Annotated in this window: 18 protein-coding genes and 1 pseudogene; 11 read left to right on the forward strand and 8 right to left on the reverse strand. The window is 73.5% G+C overall.

Annotation, left to right across the window (positions count from 1 at the left end):
- Positions 1-103 precede the first annotated feature (103 nt).
- Positions 104-316 carry a hypothetical protein gene (locus DER29_RS09440; protein ID WP_121397006.1) on the forward strand — a complete coding sequence of 71 codons (213 nt, stop codon included), beginning with the start codon at positions 104-106 and terminating at the stop codon, positions 314-316.
- Between the two features lie 42 nt (positions 317-358).
- Here the strand turns inward: DER29_RS09440 and DER29_RS09445 are convergent, their stop codons facing one another.
- Together DER29_RS09445 and DER29_RS09450 are read right to left on the reverse strand one after the other, a co-directional pair.
- Entirely contained in the window at positions 359-898 is a 540-nt protein-coding gene (locus DER29_RS09445) for a hypothetical protein (protein ID WP_148709996.1), read from the reverse strand.
- A 58-nt stretch (positions 899-956) separates the two neighbouring features.
- Positions 957-1,871 carry an RNA polymerase sigma-70 factor gene (locus tag DER29_RS09450; RefSeq protein WP_121397008.1) on the reverse strand — a complete coding sequence of 305 codons (915 nt, stop codon included), beginning with the start codon at positions 1,869-1,871 and terminating at the stop codon, positions 957-959.
- Between the two features lie 167 nt (positions 1,872-2,038).
- Here DER29_RS09450 and DER29_RS09455 point away from each other — a divergent pair, with 167 nt between their 5' ends.
- A complete protein-coding gene (locus DER29_RS09455; RefSeq protein ID WP_121397009.1) occupies positions 2,039-2,524 on the forward strand; it encodes a carboxymuconolactone decarboxylase family protein in 486 nt (161 codons plus the stop codon).
- An 86-nt stretch (positions 2,525-2,610) separates the two neighbouring features.
- On the opposite strand, the gene DER29_RS09460 is transcribed toward DER29_RS09455, so the two are convergent.
- The 3 genes from DER29_RS09460 to DER29_RS09470 form a co-directional block, all read right to left on the reverse strand.
- Positions 2,611-3,570, reverse strand: a complete 960-nt coding sequence (locus DER29_RS09460; protein ID WP_121397010.1) for a zinc metalloprotease — start codon at positions 3,568-3,570, stop codon at positions 2,611-2,613.
- Between the two features lie 240 nt (positions 3,571-3,810).
- Complete coding sequence (locus DER29_RS09465) at positions 3,811-4,407, reverse strand: dihydrofolate reductase family protein (RefSeq protein ID WP_121397011.1); 597 nt, start codon at positions 4,405-4,407, stop codon at positions 3,811-3,813.
- Positions 4,407-5,171 (reverse strand): TIGR03089 family protein, encoded by a 765-nt coding sequence (locus tag DER29_RS09470; protein WP_370040054.1) that lies wholly within the window; start codon positions 5,169-5,171, stop codon positions 4,407-4,409. Before DER29_RS09470 ends, DER29_RS09465 begins: the two co-directional genes overlap by 1 nt.
- Positions 5,172-5,418: 247 nt before the next feature.
- Here DER29_RS09470 and DER29_RS09475 point away from each other — a divergent pair, with 247 nt between their 5' ends.
- Positions 5,419-6,579 carry a hypothetical protein gene (locus DER29_RS09475; protein WP_148709997.1) on the forward strand — a complete coding sequence of 387 codons (1,161 nt, stop codon included), beginning with the start codon at positions 5,419-5,421 and terminating at the stop codon, positions 6,577-6,579.
- 118 nt (positions 6,580-6,697) lie between these two features.
- Here DER29_RS09475 and DER29_RS09480 read toward each other — a convergent pair whose 3' ends face one another.
- The 3 genes from DER29_RS09480 to ligD (DER29_RS09490) form a co-directional block, all read right to left on the reverse strand.
- Positions 6,698-8,680: a family 43 glycosylhydrolase gene (locus tag DER29_RS09480; RefSeq protein WP_121397013.1), complete on the reverse strand. Its 1,983-nt coding sequence runs from the start codon at positions 8,678-8,680 to the stop codon at positions 6,698-6,700.
- A gap of 122 nt (positions 8,681-8,802) precedes the next feature.
- A complete protein-coding gene (gene ligD, locus DER29_RS09485) occupies positions 8,803-9,717 on the reverse strand; it encodes a non-homologous end-joining DNA ligase (protein ID WP_121397014.1) in 915 nt (304 codons plus the stop codon).
- A complete protein-coding gene (gene ligD, locus DER29_RS09490; RefSeq protein ID WP_121399111.1) occupies positions 9,707-10,648 on the reverse strand; it encodes a non-homologous end-joining DNA ligase in 942 nt (313 codons plus the stop codon). The genes ligD (DER29_RS09485) and ligD (DER29_RS09490) overlap by 11 nt, the downstream gene beginning before the upstream one ends.
- Before the next feature lie 86 nt (positions 10,649-10,734).
- Between ligD (DER29_RS09490) and DER29_RS09495 the strand changes: the two genes are divergently transcribed.
- From DER29_RS09495 to DER29_RS09530, 8 genes and pseudogenes are all read left to right on the forward strand, one after another.
- Entirely contained in the window at positions 10,735-11,751 is a 1,017-nt protein-coding gene (locus tag DER29_RS09495) for a Ku protein (protein WP_121397015.1), read from the forward strand.
- Between the two features lie 156 nt (positions 11,752-11,907).
- The gene (locus tag DER29_RS09500; RefSeq protein WP_121397016.1) at positions 11,908-12,300 is read left to right on the forward strand and encodes a MerR family transcriptional regulator; all 393 of its coding nucleotides are present in this window, start codon (positions 11,908-11,910) and stop codon (positions 12,298-12,300) included.
- A complete protein-coding gene (trxA, locus tag DER29_RS09505) occupies positions 12,270-12,617 on the forward strand; it encodes a thioredoxin (protein ID WP_121397017.1) in 348 nt (115 codons plus the stop codon). Before DER29_RS09500 ends, trxA begins: the two co-directional genes overlap by 31 nt.
- A gap of 73 nt (positions 12,618-12,690) precedes the next feature.
- Positions 12,691-13,335, forward strand: coding sequence for a DUF4241 domain-containing protein (locus DER29_RS09510; RefSeq protein ID WP_121397018.1), 645 nt, complete (start codon positions 12,691-12,693; stop codon positions 13,333-13,335).
- 87 nt (positions 13,336-13,422) lie between these two features.
- Positions 13,423-14,110 (forward strand): annotated as a pseudogene (locus DER29_RS09515) (FKBP-type peptidyl-prolyl cis-trans isomerase).
- A gap of 234 nt (positions 14,111-14,344) precedes the next feature.
- A complete protein-coding gene (locus DER29_RS09520) occupies positions 14,345-15,172 on the forward strand; it encodes a hypothetical protein (protein ID WP_121399112.1) in 828 nt (275 codons plus the stop codon).
- Positions 15,173-15,200: 28 nt separating this feature from the next.
- Positions 15,201-15,872: an HAD family phosphatase gene (locus DER29_RS09525; RefSeq protein ID WP_199729198.1), complete on the forward strand. Its 672-nt coding sequence runs from the start codon at positions 15,201-15,203 to the stop codon at positions 15,870-15,872.
- Between the two features lie 338 nt (positions 15,873-16,210).
- Positions 16,211-17,227, forward strand: a complete 1,017-nt coding sequence (locus DER29_RS09530; protein ID WP_121397021.1) for an NADPH:quinone reductase — start codon at positions 16,211-16,213, stop codon at positions 17,225-17,227.
- Positions 17,228-17,388 lie beyond the last annotated feature (161 nt).

The following is a 17,388-nucleotide window of genomic DNA, read 5'->3' on the forward strand; positions in this document are numbered from 1 at the left end:
GTCGTGGCACGGGTCCGGTTCGCCCCGACGCCCCTGTCCGACGGCAACTCCTGCGCCCGCGAGGACGGCACGGATCCTGGTGGACATGTCGTAGTGTCGATGCATGACAGCTGTGGTGGTGTCCCTCGCAGTGATCGTGGTGGTGCTGATCGCGGCGTTCGTCTTTGTCGGCTGGCGAGACCGGAACCGGCTCTCCTCACCTGAGGATTCGGCTGCGGTGCGCGATGCGACATCCGCCCAGGCGCAATATGCGGCCGAGCGTCATGGTGCGCAGGGTGAGGTGTGGCGGAGCGGTCAAACTCCTAACGGCACCTGAGTACGCCCCGGACCAGTCCTCGCTCCGATCCCTGCCCGGGCTCTAGTCCAATCGAGGGGAGGACTTCCCAGACCAGCCGAACAGCGACCACGCTGCGGTGATCACCAGCAGCACCAGCGCGAGACCGGCCACGACCTCTGTCACGACAGCCCAGGCCGGAAACGGGCCACCGTCGTTCGGGACGCTCACGAGAAAGCCGCCATATGCGGATCGGACGAGGATCGGACCGATCCACAGATGAAGCAGGGCACGGCCGGGCCTGAGACGACGACGAACCAGCAGCCCACCGGCGGCGATCAGAACGGCCGCGCTGGTCACCGAGGTGACCACCAGCATCAGCAGCAGGACGACATCCATTCCGCCGCCGTACATCGCCTCCGCGTCAATCGCGTCACGCAGGACGATGCGGGCCCCGCTTGCTGACTGGGCAAGACCCAACGCGCCACCGGCGAACAGCAACAGGGACGGACGCACGAGGCACGCTATCAAGCTGGACCGGGGGCGAATCGCGTCCATAGTGGGACGACCGGATGCCCCTCCGGCCGACCACCGATGGCTCAACGCGTCGAGCAGCGCGGTCACGCCGACCAAGATCCGCCTATTTCCCACCCTCAAGTCACCCACCCCTGCCGGTTCCGGCTCACCGGCTCAGGGCGGTCTCCCGTTCCATGTGGGACAGCTTCTCGGGATTGCGTACGGCGTAGATCCCGGTGATGAGGCCGCCGTCGACGCGTACGGCCAGGACCGTGTCCATCTCGCCCTCGAGTTGGACGATCAGCGCCGGGTGGCCGTTGACCTGTGCCGGCCGCCACGACGTGCTGCCCGCGACCCTGCCCCACCCGCCGGCCAGCAGGCGGGCAACCTTGTCGGCGCCGAGGATGGGCCGTGGGACTGCCTGCTTGACGCCGCCACCGTCGCCGAGGAGGACCACGTCCGGGGCGAGGATGTCGAACAGGCGCTGCAGGTCGCCGGTCTCGACCGCCCGCTGGAACGCGTCGAGCGCGTACCGGGTCTCGGCGGCTGAGACGACCCGGCGGGGCCGACGCGCCGCGACGTGTGCCCGTGCCCGGTGGGCGATCTGACGGACAGCGGCGGGGTTCTTGTCGACGGCTTCGGCGATCTCGTCGTAGCCGAGGTCGAACACCTCGCGCAGCACGAACACCGCCCGTTCGGTCGGTGCCAGCGTCTCCAGCACCAGCAGCATCGCCATCGAGACGCTGTCGGCCAGCGCGACGTCCTCGGCGACGTCCGGAGCGGTGAGCAGCGGCTCGGGCAGCCAAGGGCCGACGTAGGACTCCCTGCGGCGGCTGAGCGTACGCAGTCGGACGAGTGCCTGGCGGGTCGTGATGCGGACCAGGTAGGCGCGCCGGTCCCGGACCGCGCCCAGGTCGACGCCCGCCCACCGCAGCCAGGTCTCCTGCAGGACATCCTCCGCGTCGGCGGCCGAGCCGAGCATCTCGTACGCGACGGTGAAGAGCAGGTTGCGGTGGGCGAGGAACGCCTCGGTGGCCGGGTCCGGGTTGTCGGCGGCGGCGGTCTGCGGCGTACCCACCATGGGTGACTCCTGTTCCCTCTCGGCTGCGTCACCCATCAGATGCCGGACCCGGCCGTTCTGTGACAGCTCCGGCTGTGGCAGTCGTCACCCGGCCGTACGGTCACACGGCGCTGCTCGCCGGCATCTCGTGTTCGTCCGACCGAATACCAGGAGCGAAGGACGGAAGCATGGACGCCCGATTCGACATGTTCGACAACGAGATCGCCATGAAGTTCGCCAAGCGGTTCGCGAACGCCGGCATGGTGATCCAGCAGTCGCCGCTGCCCAAGGCCACGCAGGAGCTGGTGTCGCTGCGGGCCAGCCAGATCAACGGCTGCGGCTGGTGCATCGACATGCACACCAAGGAGGCCGCGACGGCCGGCGAGAGCGCGGTCCGGCTCAACCTGGTCGCCGCCTGGCGCGAGTCCACCGTCTTCACCGAGGCCGAGCAGGCCGCGCTGGCGCTCGCCGAGGAGGGCACCCGGCTCGCCGACGCCTACCAGGGCGTGTCCGACGAGACCTGGGCCGAGGTGCGCAAGCACTACGACGACGACCAGGTCGCCGCGCTGGTCGCCCTGGTCGCCCTGATCAACGCGGCCAATCGGCTCGCCGTGATCGTGCACCAGCGGGGCGGTTCCTACCAGCCGGGCATGTTCGCCGCCGCGTTCGACTGAATCGAGATCCGACCCGGCCCGGCATCAGCCGGTCCGGGGCCGACGGTGGCGGCCGGTCGACGACCGGCCGCCACCCGCGCGCTGCGTCAGCCGGCGCCGCCGGCCCGGAACGCGACCCAGGCGTCGCTCATCCGGTCCGCCTGTCCGGCGGTGAACATGTTCATGCAGGAGTCCTGCGTGTAGTCCATGAAGTTGTGGATCGGGTCCAGCCCGGGTGCGGTGCAGGTGTCCGCGCCCACCGGGCAGTTGAACTGCGGGGCCGCCTCGCGCGGGGTGTCCGCGACGAAGTCGCCGGCGGCGGAGCAGCCGTGCGCGAAGGTGTGCTCCAGCATCAGCCAGTGCCCGACCTCGTGCGTCAGCGTGTCGCCGAGGGCGTACTTGCCCGCCGTGCCGCCCGGCATGGACTCGTCGAGCATCACCACGCCGTCGATGTAGTCGCGGCCGTTGTTGTAGCCCTTCGGGAAGTACGCCCAGCCGAGCAGGCCGCCGCCGATGTTGGCCGCGTACACGTTGAGGGTCTCGGAGTCGCCGGTGTGCAGCGCCTTCTTCATGTCGCGCTCGTTCTTGCCGGGCACGACGGTGTACCAGGCGCTGTTGACCGTCCACGTCGTGTCGACCAGGTCGAACCGGAACGGCGTGTCGGAGGCGTTGGCGGCGGTGCGGCCCGCGAACGAGTCGTTGAGCACCTTCATCTGCGCCGCGATCAGGGTGTTCCACCTGGTCGTCTCGGCTGCGGTCAGGGGGTGGTCGGAGATCATGTGGAAGACCGTCGGCACGGTGACGCTGCCGTTGGCCAGACGCGGGGCGTCCTTGATGACGCCGTAGGCGTTCGCCTCGTTCTTGGCGTACAGCTCCGGCTCCTGGGCGGTGGCGCCCTCGGCGAGCCGGGCCGCGCCGTGCCCGTGGGCGTCCGGCTCGCACTCGGCGACACCCGGGGAGACGGTCACGGGGGCCGCCGATACCGCGCCGTAGGCGCCACCGGACGCCAGGAACGTCGCGGCGGTGGCGGTGAGGACCGCAAGTCGGAAGATCGGTCTCCTGTGCATCGGTGCACCTTTCAGGAGGATGGGGGCGGTGCCGAGTCGACGCGGGGTTGCCATGACCAGGTCGATGACGTCGTCTTCCCGGTATGAGACCACGTCGATGGCAACGGCAACAGACCTGCGGAAAGGGCCGATTTTCCCTGTAACGCCAGGGAGCCGGGGAGCGCTGATTGGAGGCGCGCGGACCGCGCCGGGCCTCCTCGGGGGCGTACCGGAGGAGGCCCGTTTCGTCCTTTCGGACGGCTACGGGCGGCGGACCCGGTAGTAGAGGTGGGTGACCCGGTCGCCCTCGACGACCGTCGGGTCCGACAGCTCGACGGGGGCGTCGCGGACGTGGTCGAAGAACGGCACGCCGTCGCCGAGCAGGACCGGCACCAGGTTGACCCGGATCTCGTCGAGCAGCCCGGCCGCCAGGCACTGGCGGGCGATGCTGCCTCCGTTGACCCCCACCCAGCGGTCGCCGGCCAGCTCGCGGGCCTGCGCGACGGCGGCCTCGATGCCGTCGGTGACGAAGGTGAACGGCGCGCCCGGCCGGGGCCAGCCGTCCGGCACGTGGTGGGTGACGACCACGACCGGCGTGCCCATGGGGTGCCGGCCGTCCCAGCCGCCGACGAGGTCGAACAGCCGGCGGCCGACGACCAGGGCGCCGGTGTCGTCCAGCGTGCGCCGCAGGTGGCCGGCGCTCGCCTGCGAGGTGCGGAACGTCATCTCCGGCTTGGTGGTTCCGATGGCGACGTCGCCGTTCTCGTACCACTGGAAGAGCTGGTCGAAGCCGGTGTCGCCCGGGGCGGCGATGTAGCCGTCCAGCGACATGCTCGCCTCGGTGTAGACCCCGCCCATCACAGCACCCGGGTGATCTGCTCGGCGGCGATCCGGGCGTCGAGCCGGGCCGGGTCAAGGTTGGCGCAGAGCACCACCGACGCGCCGACGGCCAGCGGCGCCAGCAGCCAGTACACCGGCTGTTCGTGCTCGGCGACGTCGACCAGCAGCCGGTCGCCGGCCCGCAGGTCGAGCCGTTCCGCCACGGCCAGCGCGACGCTGCCCCACTCGCGGTAGCTCGTACCGTCGGGGCTGGCCGCGTGGGCGCTGGTCAGCGGGGCGGAGGCGGGCAGCGCGTCGGTGTGCCGGCCCACCTCGACGAGCCAGTCCCGGTACTCCTCGGGGGCCTGGGCGCGCGGGGTGACGCCGAGGGAGAGGACGAACCGGTGCCGCGCCTCGGGCACGTCCTCCAGCCAGTCGTCGAGCCGCTCGGCGCTGACGAAGACCGCGTCGTACGGCTCGTCGGCGCCCGGCTCGACCGACGGCAGGCCGGCGGTGGCCCGGGGCCGGAAGGACACCGCCACCCCGGCCGACCAGGCGCCCAGCAGCACGGCGGCACTCTGCCAGTGCGCCGGGAGCAGCACGGCCGCCCGGTCGCCGACGCCCAGCCCGCAGCCCTCGCGCAGCAGCCCGGCGGTCCGCGCCGCCCAGCCGCCCAGCTCCGTCGCGGTCAGGTCGACCCGCTCACCGGTCGCGTCGTCGAGGTAGGTGAGCAGCGGCCGGTCCGCCTCCGCCGCCCGACCACCGGTCAGCGGCTCCCGGACGAGGGCATCGGTCATGTTCATGTCGCACTCCTCGGCAGGCTGTCGCCACCCTACTCAACGGGCTACGGGCCGGTAGGGCACCGATGCGCGGTTCCGGGCACCCGCGCGGACACCTCAGGGGCACCGCGCGGGCACTGGCACCGCACGGACGTCACACTCCCGGGCGCGGTGGGTCACGCAGGCAGCGCCGCCGCACCGGTACGGGCATTGACCGGCGTTGCCACACTCGTGGCGCGGACAGTCCGCCGAGGCCCAGGGAGGCTGCGTCATGCAGACAGACGAACGTGCGCCCCGGACCCGGCGGGGCGGGACGCTGCGGGGCGCCATGGCGCTGGCGGTACTGCTCGCCGGGGCGGCGCTGGCCCGGCCGGTGCCCGCCGCGGCGGACCCGCTGCCGGACCCCAACCCCACGGTGACCGCCACGGTCTGGGCGCACGCCCCGACCACGACCGAGTACCGCATCACCGGCGGCTACAGCGCCCACTCCGGCGACGGCGACGTCGTGGTGCGGCGGACCGGCACCGGGGCGTACACGGTGCTGCTGGAGGGGGCGGCGACCAGCGGCGGGGTGGCGCACGCGGTGGCGTACGGGGGCGGGCCGGTCCTCTGCACCGTGGCGAGCTGGTACCGCAGCCCGATCGGCGCGCCCGACCTGCTGATCCAGGTGCGCTGCTTCGCCGCGACGGGCAGCCCGGCGGACAGCCGCTTCGTGGCCACCTTCACCAACGTCCGGCAGGTCGGCCAGGGCCGGCTGGCGTGGTTCGTCACCGACCAGGCGCAGCCGACCGGCGTACGCACGCTGCCCGCCGCCTACCGGTACGACTCGACCGGCGGGACGGTCGCCTACGAGCGCCTCGACAAGGGCCGGTACCGCTTCCTGATGAACCCGAACCCGCCCAGCGAGGGCGGGGCGATCTTCCCGATGGCGCACGTGACCGCGCTGGGCGGCACCGCCGTGCACTGCCAACTCGATCCGCCGGACGGGTGGGTGGTCCACTGCGCGAACGCCGCCGGCAACCCGGTGGACGCCCGCTTCGTGGTCACCTACGGCTCCCGGGTGGACCTGCTGGGCCGGGCGTTCGGGCCGCGCTTCGCCAGCGGCGTGTTCCACGGCGAGAACGTCAGCGGCACCTGGATCGGCGGCGAGAGCTACAACTCGACGATCCCGGGCTTCGGCGGCGCGACGGGCACGGTGCTCGGCACCGGCCGCTACCAGGCGCGCTTCGCCGGCACGGGCACCGGTTACGGCACCGCCTTCGTGAACTCGTTCGTGACCAGTCTCCAGCGTCCGCCGCGCGGCTACTGCGTACTGGCCGGGTGGTCCCCGTCCGGCACCGACACCGTCGTCTCGGTCAACTGCTACACCTGGCTGGGCGTGCCGGCCAACCTGAACGCGCGGATCTCGTACACCACCTGGCCGGCCGCCTGACCGGCGGTCACCTCGGCGGCCGGGGCGACGCCGCCGGCGCGCGGGCCCGCCCGATGCGGCGCGGCGTCGCCCGGGCCGGCCGGCGGCCGACGCGGCCCGGGTGACGCCGACGCGCGGGTCAGGGTGCGACCTGACCGCCCCACGACGTGGGGACCGCGCCGCCGGCCGGCTGCCAGTGCCGGTCGACGAGCGTCCCGTCGGCGCCCCGGGTGTAGACGTGGGTCTCGTCGCGCCAGGCCAGCGCCACCGGGTCGGTGGTGGCGCCGGTGCCGCCGCTGTCGGTGGTCACCGTGCCGCCCGGTCGCCACGACATGCGCCACAGCGTGCCGTCGGCGGAGCGGGCGAAGACCTGCTGCGTCTGGCCCTGTCGGATGGCCCAGGGGGTGCCGACGACGTTGCCGCCCCAGTTGTCGGTGAAGACCCGGTCCAGGTCGTGGGAGTAGAAGCGGTGCTCGATGCTGCCGTCGGCGGCCCGGTAGAAGACGTGCTGCTGGTCGCCGAAGGCGAAGCCGGTCGGGTCGGAGTGGACCTTCCCGACGCCGCCCCAGTCGTCCAGCCTGGGCAGGTTGTTCGCGATCTTCGGGTACCAGACCCAGTGGCGCAGGGTGTTGTCGCTGCCGCGCGCGAAGACGTGCTGCTCGTCGTGGAACGCGTACGCGACCGGGTTGCCGACCACGTCGCCGCCGTGCCAGACGTCCCGGCGGACCGTGCCGTCGGGCTCCTGCCACCAGTGGTGCAGCCTGCCGTCGGTGCCGCGGCCGAACACGTGCTTCTGCCCGTTGAGGTAGAGCATGCCGGTCGGGTCGCCGGCCAGGCCCGCGCCCCAGTCCTCCTGGCGGACGCTGCCGCCCGGGGCCCACCACCAGTGCCGCAGGTTCCCCTCGGGGGTGCGGGCGAAGACGTGCTGCTCGCCGCCGACCGGGTAGCCCGTCGGCCGGCCCGCGATCGGGCCGCCCCAGGTGTCCCGGTGGATCGAGCCGTCGGCCGGCTCCCGCCACCAGTGCGAGAGCATGCCGTCGGGGGCGCGCTCGAAGTGGTGTCGCTGCTCGCCGGAGACGTACCCGCGCGAGGCGCCCGGCTCCTGGCTGGCCCACGGGTCACCCGAGGGCGGCACCTGCGGCGTGCTCAGGGAGACCGGACGGCCGAAGTTCGGCGTGCCGTCGGCGTTCCAGACGACCGGTTGGGCGCGCGTGGTGCGGCCGTCGTAGGTGTACGCCGAGCTGGTCTTGCCGTGGTAGACGATCCAGTCCTGGGTGCCGTCGGGCGAGCGGAAGAAGCCGTTGTGCCCGGGGCCGAAGACGCCGGCCGCGTCGTTGCGGGAGAAGACCGGCCCGGGGTGCTGGCGCCAGTTCGACACCACCAGCGGGTCCGCGCCGTCCGCGATGGACTTCATCCAGAGCTGGTAGTCCGGCTTGCCCGTGTCGCAGGCGGAGTAGACGAGGAAGAGCCGCCCCGGGCCGCGCAGCCCTGTCGGCCCCTCGCGTACCTCGTGGCAGCCGCCGTCGGCCGGCAGTGCGACGCGGTTGCCGGTGGTGGTCCACGGCGATGTCATGAGCCGCAGGTAGAGCTGCGCCGGCCCGCCCATCCCCCGGCCGGGGCCCGTCCAGGCGAAGTACGTCCGGCCGTTGTGCGTCACCGGCTCGCCGTCGATGGCGTACTCGCCGTAGTCCGCGATCCGCCCCTTGAAGTGGTACGGGCCGAGCGGGTCGTCGCCCTCGGACTCGATGACGTAGTTGCGGTGGTTGGCGTCGACGCCGTCGCTGGCGGTGTAGTAGATGTACCAGCGGGGTCCCTCGGGCCGGACGAACCGGTGGATCGAGGGGGCCCAGACCTGCTTGTTGCGGCTGGGGTCCGGGTCCCGCCACACCGTCCGCTCGGGCGCGGTGGCCAGGCCCGCCAGCGTCGGGGAGGTCCAGATGCCGATCCGGTCGCCGAGCGTGGTGGACAGGAAGTAGGCGCCGTTGAAGTAGGTCATGGTGGGGTCGGCGCCGCCGTTGAGCTGGCCGCGGAACAGGGTCGAGGCGGCGGCGGGCTGCGCCGGCAGGGCCAGCAGCGGCAGGACGCACGCGAGGGCCAGGAGGCGGGCGATGAGCCGTTGCATGGGCGATCCTCCGACTGGACGCGCGCCGACCTCGGCTGAGATTTCTTTCACGCCGGCCGCGAATGTTGTCGGATACTAACAGCCAAAACTACGAACGTCGATGAATGCGCGACCGCCGTGCGTCAGCCGGCGGGCAACTCGGGGCCGCCGTCGAGCAGGGGGGCCAGCAGGTCGCCCTGCTTCTCCACCCGCTTCAGCACCTCCCCCGCCGTGTACGGCTTGGTCGCCGGCCGCTTCCCCGCCGCGCCCGCCTCGACCTCGTCCCACGTCAGCGGCGTGGAGACGGACGGCACGGACTGCGCCCGCAGCGAGTACGGCGACACCGTCGTCTTGGCGGCGTTGTTCTGGCTCCAGTCGATGAAGACCTTGCCCGGCCGCAGGTTCTTGGCCATCTTCGACACGACCAGCTTCGGGTGCTCCCGCTCCAGCTCCTGCGCGATCCGCTTGGCGTAGTCGGACACGAGGTCGGCGGACTGGGTGCCGGCGATCGGGCAGCAGAGCTGCATGCCCTTCTTCCCGGACGTCTTCGGGTAGCTGTCGATGCCGTCCTCGGCGAGCCGGTCACGCATCAGCAGCGCCACCTGGCAGCACTGGCGCAGCGCCGCCGGCGGCCCGGGATCGAGGTCGACGACCATCATGTCGGGGTGCTCGCCGACCTTCCACTGCGGCGTGTGCAGCTCCAGCGCGGCGAGGTTGGCCAGCCAGACCAGGGTGGGCAGGTCGTCGGCGACCACGTAGTCGATGGTGTCCCGGCCCTTGCTGGACCCGGGCACCGGCAGCGTCTCGGTGCGTACCCAGCCGGGGGTGGCGGCGGGGGCGTTCTTCTCGAAGAAGGAGCCGCCGGTGACCCCGTTGGGGAAGCGGATCCGGGTGAGCGCCCGGTCGGCGAGGTGCGGCAGGAGCACCGGGGCGATCCGGGTGTAGTAGTCGATCACCTCGCCCTTGGTGAACCCGGCGTCGGGATAGAGCACCTTGTCCAGGTTGGAAAGCTCCAGCGCGCGTCCCTCCACGTCCACCCGGAAACGCTCAGCCGGCATCGTCGACCTCCTCGGCGGGTTTGTCCGGCCGCAGCCGGAGCACCCGGGGGAACCGCAGTCGCCCGTCCGGGGTGCGTTGGCCGTACTTCACCTCCACCACGACCATGGGTGTTACCCAGATCGCGCCCCGGGCATCCTCGCGCGGCACGTCGCCCGCGAACGGCGACGCGCCGACGCGCAGCGGCTCCAACTCGCGCAGCAGCTCCCGCTCGATGGCCGCGCCGATGCCGCCGCCGACGCGCCCCCGGTAGGTGAGCCGCCCGTCCGGGCGCGGCACCCCGACCAGCAGGCCGCCGATCCTGCGCGCCCCGGGCCGCCAGCCGCCGACCACGAAGTCGCCGGTGACCTCCAGCTTGACCTTCACCCAGTCCGGTGAGCGCACGCCCGGCCGGTAGACCGAGTCGACCCGCTTGGCCATCACCCCTTCCAGGCCGTGCTCGCCGGCCGCCTCGTAGGTGGCCGGGCCGTCGCCGAAGAGCGGCGACACCGCCCACCGGGCGCCGCCGAGCGCCAGGCCGTCCAGGGCCTCCCGCCGGCGGGCGTACGACCGGCCGGTCAGGTCCTCGCCGTCGAGCCGGAGCAGGTCGAAGATCATGTACGTCACCGGGGCGACCGCCGCCAGCCGGGCGGCCTTGTTCCGGTCCCGGACGTGCATCCGCTCCGCCAAGGCGGTGAACGAGGGCTGGCCGGTCTCGCCGAGCAGCACCACCTCGCCGTCGAGCAGCGCGTCACCCGCCTGCTCGTGCAGGGTGGCCAGCTCGGGGTACGCGGCGGTGATCTCCACGCCGCTGCGGGCGTACAGGTGCTGCCGGCCGCCGGAGATGTCGGCCAGCGCGCGGACGCCGTCCCACTTGAACTCGTACGCCCAGCCGGCACCCGCCGGGAGCTGCCCGGTCATCGCGAGCATCGGCTTGAGCGGCGCGCCGGGCACGTTCCGACTGTACTTGCGCACGGAAGCGCTCGCGTGGCCTTCGATCATTTGCGATCCTGGGCTGTACCGGCGAGAGGAGCACGGGGATGCGGGCCATCTGGAAGGGAGCCGTCTCGTTCGGCCTCGTCTCGATCGGGGTCAAGCTCTACTCGGCCACCGAGGAGAAGGACATCCGCTTCCACCAGGTGCACCGGGAGGACGGCGGCCGCATCCGCTACAAGCGCACCTGCCAGGTCTGCGGCGAGGAGGTCACCTACGACGACATCGCCAAGGGCTACGACATCGGCGGCGGCGAGATGGTGATCCTCACCGACGAGGACTTCGCCGAGCTGCCGCTGTCCAGCTCGCGCGCGATCGACGTGCTGGAGTTCGTCCCCGCCGAGCAGGTCGACCCGATCCTCTACAACAAGGCGTACTTCCTGGAGCCGGAGGGCACCGCCACCAAGCCGTACGTGCTGCTGCGCGACGCGCTCGCCGACTCGGAGCGGGTGGCGATCGTCAAGGTGGCGCTGCGCCAGCGGGAGCAGCTCGCCACGCTGCGGGTCCGCGAGGGCGTGCTGCTGCTCAACACCATGCTCTGGCCGGACGAGATCCGGAAGCCCGACTTCGGCTTCCTCGACGAGGACCTGAAGGTCCGCCCGCCGGAGCTGGCGATGGCCAGCTCGCTCATCGACTCGATGGCCGGCGAGTTCGAGCCGGACGCATTCACCGACGACTACCGGGCGGCATTGCAGGAGGTCATCGACGCCAAGGTGGAGGGCCGCGAGGTGGTCCAGCCGGAGGAGGTCGAGGAGGCCCCGGCCGCGGCGGTGGACCTGATGGCGGCGCTGAAGGCGTCCGTCGAGCGCGCCCGGTCCGCCCGGGGCGAGGCCCCGGCCGGCGGCGGCGGGGAGCCGACCCCGATCTCGGCCGCCCGCTCGGCACAGAAGAAGGCCGCCGAGAAGAAGGCGGCGAAGGCCCCGGCCAAGAAGACCGCCGAGAAGAAGGCCGCGCCGAAGAAGGCCGCCGCCAAGAAGGCCGCCCCGAAGAAGGCCACCGAGGGCGAGAAGAAGCCCGCCGCCAAGAAGGCCGCCGCCAAGAAGACGGCCCGCAAGACCGCCTGACCCCCGCGGGCCACGTCTCCGCCGGTCGGAGGCGTGGCGTACGCCGAAGGCACGGCGCGTTCACCGCCGACCGGGCCGGCGCCTTCGGCGGTCCGACGTTTGCCTTGACGCCGGTGACAAGGTCTAGCGTCGGTCGGGTCGGACGAGGGAGGTCGGATGCTGATCGGTGAGCTGGCGGAACGCGCCGGCACGAGCACCCGGGCCCTGCGCTACTACGAGACGCACGGCCTGGTCCGGGCGGCCCGCTCGGCCAACGGATACCGGGTCTACGACGAGGCGGAGCTGCACGTCGTACGCGAGATCCGGGCGCTGCTGGCGGTGGGCTTCGGCCTGGACGACATCCGCCCGTTCGTCGCCTGCCTGCGGGCCGGCAACGCCTCCGGTCACGTCTGCCCCGATTCGGTGGCCGTGCTGCGGCGCAAGCTGGCCGAGGTCGACGCCGGCATCGACCGGCTGCACGCGGTCCGCCGCGAGCTGCGCGACCAGCTCGCCCACGCCATCACCCACCGGGAGGAAACATGCTCGAGACTGCGCCGGACGGCTCGCTGACCGTCGTCACCGACGACACCTTCGCCACCGTGGTGCTCGCCGCCGACCGGCCGGTGGTGGTCGACTTCTGGGCGGACTGGTGCCCGCCGTGCCGGGCCGTCTCCCGCAGCCTCGCCGAGCTCGCCACGGAGTTCGCCGGGCGGATGGTCGTCGCCACGATCGACACCGACGCCAACCCGACGGCCACCCGCACCTACGGGGTGATGTCCCTGCCCACCCTCCTGGTCTTCCGCCACGGCGAGGTGGTCGGCTCGATCGTCGGCTCCCGCCCGAAGCACCAGCTGCGCCAGGCCCTGGTCCGGCATCTCGACGGCTGAGCCCGCGGGCGGTCTCGCCCGGCGAGGTCCACCGCGGGTACGCTCCGCCGGCCCCCGCCGCGAGAGGAACCCCATGCCGTACACCCCCGACCTGCACCGGCTGCTGACGCCCGGCGCCCGCTTCGCCGACGAGCACGCCACGTACGTCATGGAGGTGCACCCGGTGGGCGACGTCGTGCTGCCGACGGGGCAGGTCGTGGGCTGCGACCCGGTGGCCTGCCCGGAGGACGAACCGTTCACGGTCGGGGTGGCCCCCGGCCGCTACCCGGCGCGGGCCTGGGTCGCGGTGGTACGGGGCGAGGACACCGAGGCGGACCGGCGGGTGGCCGCCCTCGAACTGGTGATCCACGACGAGCCGGCGGTCCGCTGGGAGATGGCGCTGGTCGGCGACCAGGACGTCTCGGACCTCAAGCCCGATGGTTGGTTCGGCTACGGGGTGGACACCGGCATCGGCACCCTGGCCGACCCGACCGCGCTGGCCGCCCTGGAGGCGTGGGACGAGGACGCGGTCACGGACGTCTTCGTCGCGGACGAGCCGACCGGCGGGCCGGTGCCGGGGCACGTCGCCGCGGTGCTCGACGAGACGACCGGGGCCAACGTGGTGACGGTCTGGTCCGGTTGGGGCGACGGCTGCTACGGCACCTGGATCGGGCGGACCGCCGACGGCCGGGTCACCTCGTTCGTGACCGACTTCATGGTGGTGCCGGGGCCGGCGTGACCGGTGCGGCGGGAGCGGCCGCGGTCGAGGCGGCGCGGTGGGCGGCCGGGCGGGTACCGTGTGCGTCGGCTTTCCCCCGGCACTCCGATGCCGGCCACCACCTTCGCAGCAGGGAGTCGACGCCGTGAGCGAGCGTACGCAGAACCGGTCCCAGAAGTCGGAGCGGCGGCTGGCCGCCCAGTTGGCCGCACAGAAGGCGGCCGAGGCGAAGCGCCGCCGGCAGGCCTGGGCCGGCGGGCTCGCCGGGGTCGCCGTGGTCGCGGTGCTGATCACCGTCTTCGTGACGATCGGGCGCAACAGCGACGGCGACAAGGACCAGACGGCCGGCGCCCCGTCGGCGGCCCCGTCCGCCAGCGCCCCCGCCGCCGACGCGCCCCCCGCCCCGCAGCTCCCGCAGGGGGCGGACCCGGCCCTGGGCAGCAAGCCGACCGTCGCCGCCGGCAAGGGCGAGCTGAAGAAGCTCACCGTGACCCCGCTGATCAAGGGCACCGGCCCGGCGGTGCAGAAGGGCCAGACGATCACCACGAACTACGTCGGCGTCTTCTACAAGGACGGCAAGGAGTTCGACTCGTCGTGGAGCGGCGGCCAGCCGGCGACCTTCGCCATCGGCGTCGGCCAGGTCATCCCGGGCTGGGACCAGGGCCTCGTCGGCGTGACCGTCGGCAGCCGCGTCCAGCTCGACATCCCGGCCGAGCTGGCGTACGGCGAGAACGCCGCCGGCGGCCGCCCGGCCGGCCCGCTGCGCTTCGTGGTGGACGTGCTCGCGGCCCAGTGACCGCGAACCGAATTGGTCGACCCTCGTGACCGGGCCGTTGCCCCGCGATAGCGGCCCGGTTCGCCCGGGATGTCGCCCGCCGTTGATGCAGTAGCCCACAGAGGGCTTCCGGCCCCTCAGCCACCGGCAGTAGGTTCAGCGTCACCCCGGGCGGTCCGGCCGTCCGGGGTGATGACCGGACCGGACGCGGAGGTGCACGTGACGGCGCTGGACGACGCGGGGCGGACCGCCCGGATGTTGTGGACCCACTACGAGCCGGTCCACGCGATCACCTACTTCCATCCCCGCGCCCGGGCCGCCTTCGAGGCGGTCGGGCTGCGGGGCTTCTGGCGCGGCTACTTCGCCGGCCGGGCCGCGCCGCTGGGGCCCGCCGAGCCCGCGCCGGTGACCGCGGCGTTCTTCAACTTCGCCCCGCACACGGTGGCGCGGGCGCTGCCGGCCGTCTGGCGGCTGGCCACCCCGGAGGAGGCGCTGCGTGCGCGGCTCACGGGCGCGGTGCAGGCGCTGGCCGAGCTGACCTACGAGCTGCCCGAGTCGCACCTGGTCGAGGCGGCCGAGCTGCTGGAGGCCGCCGCCGCCGAGGCGGAGCCCGCCGGCCGGGTGCTGGGCGCCGCCAACGCCGCCCTGCCGCGCGGCGAGTACCCGCTGGCCCGGCTCTGGCAGGCCGCCACCACGCTGCGCGAGCAGCGCGGCGACGGGCACATCGCCGCGCTGGTCGCGGCCGACCTCGACCCGGTGGAGACGCTGGCCTGGCGGGTCGCGGTCGACATCTCCCCGCTGAACCTGCTCGGCCGGGGCTGGTCGGAGGAGCAGTGGGCCGCCGCCCGCGCCCGGCTGACCGAGCGGGGCTGGCTCACCCCGGACGGGGAGCCGACCGAGCGGGGCCGGTCCCGCTTCCAGGCGATCGAGGACGCCACCGACGCCGCCGCCGCCCGCCCGTGGCGGACGCTGGGCCCGGAGCGCACCGAACGGCTGCGGGAGCTGCTCGAACCGATCGCCCGCGCCGCCCACACCGTCATCCCGGAGGGCAACCCGATCGGCCTGCCCGCGCTGCGGACCTGACCCCCGCCCGCCGGCCCGGACGCCACCGATGGGGCAGGATGGGTTCGTGGCGGATGCGGTGGTCTTCGACCTGGACGGCGTGATCGTGGACTCCGAGCCGGTCTGGGAGGAGGTCCGGCGGGCGTACGTCGCGGCGCACGGCGGGACCTGGCAGCCCGACACCCAGCGCCGGCTGATGGGCATGAGCACCGGCGAGTGGGCCCGGTACCTCAGCGGGGAACTGGGCGTCGACCGCAGCCCCGAGCAGGTCGCCGCCGAGGTGGTCGAGGAGATGACCCGGCGGTACGCGGCCCGCGTACCGCTGATCGACGGGGCCGACGAGGTCGTGCGCCGGCTGGCCGAACGGTGGCCGCTGGGGCTGGCCAGTTCGTCGCCGACCCGGCTGATCGCGGCGGCGCTGGCCGCGACGGGCCTGACCGGGGCGTTCGACGCCACGCTGTCGACCGAGGAGACCGAGCGGGGCAAGCCGGCGCCCGACGTCTACCTGGCGGTCGCCGAGCGGCTGGGCGTCGACCCGGCCCGCTGCGTGGCCGTGGAGGACTCGTCCAACGGCGTCCGCTCGGCCGCCGCCGCTCAGATGACGGTGGTGGCGGTGCCGCACGGGGCGTACCCGCTTGACCCGGACGCCGAGCGGCTCGCGGCGCTGGTGCTGGGCTCGGTCGGGGAGCTGACCCCGGAGACCGTGGACCGGCTCGGGTAGGCAGGCTCGACGCGCCGTCGCCGGCAGTGGGCTTGCTCGTCGCCGTCGCGGGGCAGCGGGGCCCGCGCGCCACCGGTGCCGTCGCCGTCACAGCCTCGCGCGGCGCCGCGGGCAGTGGGTCGCGCGTCGCCGCCGCAGGCAGCGGGCTCGCGCGTCGCCGCCGTCGTCGCGCGCGCAGTGGGCTCGCGGTGGGCGGCGGCCGTTCCGCCCGGGTGGCCGGGGCCGGTGGGCTGCCGGGTTGTCCGGTTCGCGCCGGGTCGGTGTCGGCATGAGCGCGGTTCCGTCGGGTACCGCAGCCGACGGCGCCCCGGCCGGGGCCGCCGGGTGAGGAGACGGGGATGAAGGCGATCGTGTACGAGCGCACCGGCGACGCCTCGGTGCTGCAACTTCTCGACCGGCCGGTGCCGGAGCCGGGCCCCGGCGAGGTCCTGGTGCGGGTGGCCGTGTCGGGGGTGAACCCGACGGACTGGAAGACGCGCCGGCAGGGGCCGATGCCGGGCGACTGGCAGACGCCCGGGCAGGACGGCGCGGGGGTGATCGAGGCGGTCGGCGAGGGCGTCGACCGGGAACTGGCCGGCGAGCGGGTCTGGCTGTGGGAGGCCGCGTGGCAGCGGCCCTGGGGCACCGCCGCCGAGTACACGGTGGTGCCGGTCCGGCAGGCGGTGCCCCTCGGCGACGCCTCCTTCGAGCTGGGCGCCTGCCTGGGCATCCCCTTCCTCACCGCGCACCGCTGCCTGACCGCCGGCGAGTACACGCCGGACCGGCTGCACGCGGGCGCGCTCAGCGACCACACGGTGCTCGTGCAGGGCGGGGCGGGCGCGGTGGGCAACGCGGCCATCCAGCTCGCCCGCTGGGCGGACGCGTGCGTGGTCGCCACCGTCAGCAGCCCGGAGAAGGCGCAGCTGGCGGCGGCGGCCGGCGCGTCCTTCGTGGTCAACTACCGGGAGCAGGACGTGGTCGAGGAGGTCCGCAAGATCGCCCCCGACGGGGTGCACACGGTCGTCGAGGTCTCGGCGGCGCGCAACGCCGCCGTCGACGTCCAGTTGCTCCGGCGCGGCGGCGCGGTCTGCGTCTACGCCGACGACGGCGGGGACGAGGTGACCCTGCCGATCCGGCCGTTGCTGGCGCCGAACGCGCGGTTCCAGTTCGTCCTCGTCTACACCGAGCCGAAGGCGGCCAAGGCCCAGGCGGTGGTGGACGTGGCCGCCGCGGCGGCGCAGGGCGGGATCCGGGTGGGCCAGGACGCGGGGCTGCCGCTGCACCGTCACCCGCTCTCGGCGGCCGCCGCGGCGCACCAGGCGGTGGAGAGCTCGGTGGTCGGGAAGGTACTGATCACCACCAGCGAGGGCGAGTGACGGCCGGGCTGAAGGCCGAAAAGCCTTCTGAGCTGGGCAAATTTCCCGGTAGTGGACACAGAGGCGAACAAGTTTCGCAACAATGACGGTGCGGGCAACCGCATGGAGCGGGCGGCCCCGGCGCGGTGCGAACGCCGGGGCCGCCCCTGGGGAGGGAGCTC

It is taken from the genome of Micromonospora sp. M71_S20, from assembly GCF_003664255.1.
In the GTDB taxonomy this organism is placed as follows: domain Bacteria; phylum Actinomycetota; class Actinomycetes; order Mycobacteriales; family Micromonosporaceae; genus Micromonospora.

Excerpts from the sequence above, each read along its gene's own strand:
- DER29_RS09440 (WP_121397006.1), top strand. The coding sequence starts at position 104 with ATGACAGCTGTGGTGGTGTCCCTCGCAGTGATCGTGGTGGTGCTGATC.
- DER29_RS09450 (WP_121397008.1), bottom strand. The coding sequence starts at position 1,871 with ATGGTGGGTACGCCGCAGACCGCCGCCGCCGACAACCCGGACCCGGCC.
- DER29_RS09455 (WP_121397009.1), top strand. The coding sequence starts at position 2,039 with ATGGACGCCCGATTCGACATGTTCGACAACGAGATCGCCATGAAGTTC.
- DER29_RS09460 (WP_121397010.1), bottom strand. The coding sequence starts at position 3,570 with ATGCACAGGAGACCGATCTTCCGACTTGCGGTCCTCACCGCCACCGCC.
- DER29_RS09465 (WP_121397011.1), bottom strand. The coding sequence starts at position 4,407 with ATGGGCGGGGTCTACACCGAGGCGAGCATGTCGCTGGACGGCTACATC.
- DER29_RS09470 (WP_370040054.1), bottom strand. The coding sequence starts at position 5,171 with ATGAACATGACCGATGCCCTCGTCCGGGAGCCGCTGACCGGTGGTCGG.
- DER29_RS09475 (WP_148709997.1), top strand. The coding sequence starts at position 5,419 with ATGCAGACAGACGAACGTGCGCCCCGGACCCGGCGGGGCGGGACGCTG.
- DER29_RS09480 (WP_121397013.1), bottom strand. The coding sequence starts at position 8,680 with ATGCAACGGCTCATCGCCCGCCTCCTGGCCCTCGCGTGCGTCCTGCCG.
- ligD (WP_121397014.1), bottom strand. The coding sequence starts at position 9,717 with ATGCCGGCTGAGCGTTTCCGGGTGGACGTGGAGGGACGCGCGCTGGAG.
- DER29_RS09495 (WP_121397015.1), top strand. The coding sequence starts at position 10,735 with ATGCGGGCCATCTGGAAGGGAGCCGTCTCGTTCGGCCTCGTCTCGATC.
- DER29_RS09500 (WP_121397016.1), top strand. The coding sequence starts at position 11,908 with ATGCTGATCGGTGAGCTGGCGGAACGCGCCGGCACGAGCACCCGGGCC.
- trxA (WP_121397017.1), top strand. The coding sequence starts at position 12,270 with ATGCTCGAGACTGCGCCGGACGGCTCGCTGACCGTCGTCACCGACGAC.
- DER29_RS09510 (WP_121397018.1), top strand. The coding sequence starts at position 12,691 with ATGCCGTACACCCCCGACCTGCACCGGCTGCTGACGCCCGGCGCCCGC.
- DER29_RS09520 (WP_121399112.1), top strand. The coding sequence starts at position 14,345 with ATGTTGTGGACCCACTACGAGCCGGTCCACGCGATCACCTACTTCCAT.
- DER29_RS09525 (WP_199729198.1), top strand. The coding sequence starts at position 15,201 with ATGGGGCAGGATGGGTTCGTGGCGGATGCGGTGGTCTTCGACCTGGAC.
- DER29_RS09530 (WP_121397021.1), top strand. The coding sequence starts at position 16,211 with ATGAAGGCGATCGTGTACGAGCGCACCGGCGACGCCTCGGTGCTGCAA.